5 protein-coding genes and 1 pseudogene are annotated in these 3,521 nt (G+C 67.0%); 2 read left to right on the forward strand and 4 right to left on the reverse strand.

Annotated features, from left to right (window positions below; translation table 11 throughout):
* A pseudogene (locus MOV74_RS33945) lies at positions 1 to 404 on the reverse strand (allophanate hydrolase); the annotation flags it as partial.
* The gene (gene pxpB, locus MOV74_RS33950; protein WP_246931345.1) at positions 401 to 1,132 is read right to left on the reverse strand and encodes a 5-oxoprolinase subunit PxpB; all 732 of its coding nucleotides are present in this window, start codon (positions 1,130 to 1,132) and stop codon (positions 401 to 403) included. The gene pxpB and the pseudogene MOV74_RS33945, both read right to left, overlap by 4 nt.
* A 248-nt stretch (positions 1,133 to 1,380) precedes the next feature.
* Between pxpB and MOV74_RS33955 the strand changes: the two genes are divergently transcribed.
* Positions 1,381 to 2,079: a ribonuclease activity regulator RraA gene (locus tag MOV74_RS33955; RefSeq protein ID WP_011087336.1), complete on the forward strand. Its 699-nt coding sequence runs from the start codon at positions 1,381 to 1,383 to the stop codon at positions 2,077 to 2,079.
* Between the two features lie 17 nt (positions 2,080 to 2,096).
* Positions 2,097 to 2,501 (forward strand): cupin domain-containing protein, encoded by a 405-nt coding sequence (locus MOV74_RS33960; RefSeq protein ID WP_028144578.1) that lies wholly within the window; start codon positions 2,097 to 2,099, stop codon positions 2,499 to 2,501.
* 110 nt (positions 2,502 to 2,611) lie between these two features.
* Here MOV74_RS33960 and MOV74_RS33965 read toward each other — a convergent pair whose 3' ends face one another.
* Positions 2,612 to 2,968 (reverse strand): hypothetical protein, encoded by a 357-nt coding sequence (locus MOV74_RS33965; RefSeq protein WP_246931346.1) that lies wholly within the window; start codon positions 2,966 to 2,968, stop codon positions 2,612 to 2,614.
* Positions 2,969 to 3,148: 180 nt separating this feature from the next.
* Positions 3,149 to 3,521: DUF2147 domain-containing protein (locus tag MOV74_RS33970; protein ID WP_246931347.1), on the reverse strand; the 373-nt coding region annotated here is incomplete at its 5' end.

Below are 3,521 nucleotides of genomic sequence, written 5' to 3' on the forward strand. Positions count from 1 at the left end.
GCATTGACCGCGAGACTGCCGAACACCGGCTCGCCCATGATGGCGCCTTCGATCGCCAGATAGGTGAAGGCGCCGCCGCGGGCAAAGCCCAGCGTCAGCGTCTCGCCGTCCTTCAGCGTCACCGACGTGTCCATGGCGAGGGCGCTTCCGGCGACGTCCGCATTGCGCGGCGCGCCAGAGATCGCGACGCGCACGGCGCCGTCACGCGCGGTGAAAGAGGCGCCGAACGGGCCGATCTCGACGGCGGCCGCGAACGGCTCGTTACCGACCAGCGTATTCGCCGCGGCCAGCGACAGCCGGTCCATCGCCCCGCTCACCGTCAAGCCATAGCGCTGCGCGCCGAGGCGACCGCCATCCTGGACGGAGCTTGCAGGGCCGACGCTGGCGATGACGAGCCTGCTCATGCGTCCACCTGCTCGGCAACGATCTCGCCGGCTTCCGCGGCGCGGTCCAGCTCCTCGAAGGTCTTGTGGTCGATGGCGAAGAACGTCACGCGATCACCGGGCTCGGTGAGGAAGGTCGGGTTGCGGTGGAGCTGATAGGTTCTGACAGGCGTGCGGCCGAGCAGGTGCCAGCCGCTCGGCGCGGCGAGGCACTGGATCCCGGCCTGGATGCCGCCGATCGAGATCGTGCCGGCGGGCGTCAGCAGCCGCGGATTTTGCCGCCGCGACATGTGCAGGGATGTGTCGAGGCCGCTGAGATAGGACCAGCCCGGCGTGAAGCCGATCATGGCAACCTTGTAGTCGCCGCCAACATGACGGGCGACAATGTCGTCTGGCGTGGTGTTCAGCGCCTTGGCGACATCCTCGAGATCTATGCCGTGCTCGCCGCCATAGGCGACGGGAATGCGCCAGCGGCGTGCCTTGGTCACCGGCGGCAACGGCCGGGTGGCGATCGGCAGGATCTTTTCGCCGAGCATGTCGAAACCAATCTTGCCGGGATCGTAATGTACCAGCAGCGAGCGATAGGTCGGCACGGTCTCGGTGATGCCGTCGATGGGGCTTGCCGCGAGTGCCTTGTCGAGCGCCAGCACGCGCTGGTTGGCGGCGTCATCGATCGTGCGGCTGAACTCGACCGTGACGGCGCTGTCGCCACTGGGCAGAAGGCGGGGCGGGGGAAGCGTCGCGGCCATGAGCTGTCGAAGAGCTGTCGAAAACGGGAATGCGGCCCCGACGTGGGAGTTCCGCTTCGTCCTGCTTCGCGTAAATGCGCCCGCAAGTCCAATAAATTAATGCAAGGGGGCGCGATAAGACCTTGTTATCGCGTCGCATAACGGCTCAGCCGCCCTGCGTTATTGGTGGCCTCTTGGCCCTTGACGCAAGGGCTGCGGCTCGCAAGATGCGCGCGTTCTTTCCCGCACCTCGGAGCTCGTTGTCGTCCATGTCGCTGTCCCCCGAAGCCCGCAAGACCCTCGCCGGCATCACCACCGCCACCATCACCACGGTCCTGCTGAAGAAGGGCCTGCGCAATGTGTGGATGCGGGGCGCGCGCCCGCTGCGCCCGGGCCTGCCGCGCCTGGTGGGACCGGCCTTCACGCTGCGCTTCGTGCCGGCGCGCGAGGATCTGGCGACGCCGGAATCCTGGTCGTCGCCGATCTCGACCCGCACCGCGATCGAGGCGATGCCGGAGGGATGCATCGCCGTGGTCGATGCCATGGGCATCACCGATGCCGGCATCTTCGGCGACATTCTCTGCGCCCGCATGATGAAGCGCGGCGTCACCGCTCTCGTCACCGACGGCGTCGTGCGTGACGTCGAGGGCGTGCTCGGCACCAATCTTCCGGTGTGGTGCGACGGCTATGCCGCGCCGCCCTCCGTGGCCGGCCTGACCTTCGTCGGCTGGGGCGAGCCGATCGGCTGCGGTGGGGTTGCCGTTTTTCCGAACGACATCGTGGTCGCCGACCAGGACGGCTGCGTGTTGATCCCGCAGGCGATGCTCGATCACGTCCTCAACGAGGGCGTCGAGCAGGAGCGCATGGAAGCCTGGATCGTCAACGAGGTGAACAATGGCGCGGTGCTGCCGGGCCTCTATCCCATGAACGCCGAGACCAAGGCGCGCTACGCCGCCAGCAAGAAGTAACGGAAGCGAGGAATCCCATGGAGATCACTGTTGCAGGCACGCGGCCGACCCGCCGCGCGCCCAAGGAAAACTTCACCGGCACCGTGTGGCAGGACCCCGTGATCATGGCGCCCGCGCCCGCACGGCTGAATTGCTCGCGCGTTGCGTTCGAGCCGGGCGCCCGCACCAACTGGCATCACCATCCGCTCGGGCAGACGCTCTACGTCATCTCCGGCGTCGGGCGCGTGCAGACCAAGGGCGGTCCGGTCAGGGAGATCCGTCCCGGCGACACTGTCTGGATTCCACCGGGCGAGTTGCACTGGCACGGAGCGTCGCCGACCAACGGCATGTGCCACATCGCCATGCAGGAAGCGCTCGACGGCGTCTATTCGACCTGGCTGGAGCCGGTCACTGACGCGGAGTATGGGGCGGCGCTGGGCTAAGAAGGTCCTCGTGTGTGTCCCGGAATCTTCCGGCGACTAACCAAGACTCCTGGGTCCCGGCTCTGCGCAGCAGCCTTGCACGCTGCGGCGCGTCCGGGACACCAGACCTGCTACATCCGCTCCGCCGTCCACGTCCCCGTGCACAGCGCGCCGCGCCAGGTGCCGGAGCCCGAGGTGCCGCTCAGTCGTCCGAAGCCGACGGCGCGCTTGATACCGGTGCTGAGGGTGACATTGATGCTGCCGGCGTCCGCCACGCGGCCTGACGCTGACACTGCGGTGCTGCTCGAGGCGATCTGCCCGTTGTTGATGCCGATCGCGACGGTCGCGCCGTTGCCGCAGGTCTCGCTCGATGACGAGATGCGGACATTCCATGTGCCGTCGAAAGTACTTGTCGCAGCATCAGCCTGCGCGAGCGGGAAGGCGATGGCGACGATGGTGGCGAAGAGACCTTTGCGAAAGCCGTTCATGACACGCCCCTGTGGGTGACCATGCGGGGAACATGGCACGGGCGCGGAACCGGCGATGTGAGGGCTGTCACGCGAGCGGCAGGCTCTGTGAGGTGGCGCACGTCACGTTGACGCCGCGGCCAAAAGCAAAGGGGCCCGGATCGCGGGCCCCTTCCTCAATCAGAAGCGTCGAGTCAAAACTCAGTTCACCCGCGTCCAGGTCTGCCCGCCGCAGAACATGCCGCCGAAGGCGCAGCCCTGCACGCGCAGGCGGTCAGTGCCCTTCATTGCGATCGTCGAATCGTAGGTCGAGCCGGAGTTCGGATCGAGGATGCGGCCGGACCATTTCTGGTCCTTGCTCGGCTTCATGTTGATCAGAACCTGCTCGCCATTCTGGTTCGATTTGCTGTCGACCGAATAGCCGCACAGATTGCTGCCGCATTGCTCGATGCGGACCTTGCCTTCCTTCTCCTCGGTGAGCCAGACGCCGAGCGGTGAATTGAGATCGCGCGTGGGCGCGGCTGCGGGAGATGGCGTGGCTGCGGCCGCCTTGACGGGGCCCGGGGCGGCGGGC

It is taken from the genome of Bradyrhizobium sp. SHOUNA76, assembly GCF_023006445.1.
GTDB lineage: Bacteria > Pseudomonadota > Alphaproteobacteria > Rhizobiales > Xanthobacteraceae > Bradyrhizobium.

What these genes read in the sequence shown, in the direction of transcription:
- MOV74_RS33965 (WP_246931346.1), bottom strand. Translation starts at nt 2,968, where the DNA reads ATGAACGGCTTTCGCAAAGGTCTCTTCGCCACCATCGTCGCCATCGCC.
- pxpB (WP_246931345.1), bottom strand. Translation starts at nt 1,132, where the DNA reads ATGGCCGCGACGCTTCCCCCGCCCCGCCTTCTGCCCAGTGGCGACAGC.
- MOV74_RS33955 (WP_011087336.1), top strand. Translation starts at nt 1,381, where the DNA reads ATGTCGCTGTCCCCCGAAGCCCGCAAGACCCTCGCCGGCATCACCACC.
- MOV74_RS33960 (WP_028144578.1), top strand. Translation starts at nt 2,097, where the DNA reads ATGGAGATCACTGTTGCAGGCACGCGGCCGACCCGCCGCGCGCCCAAG.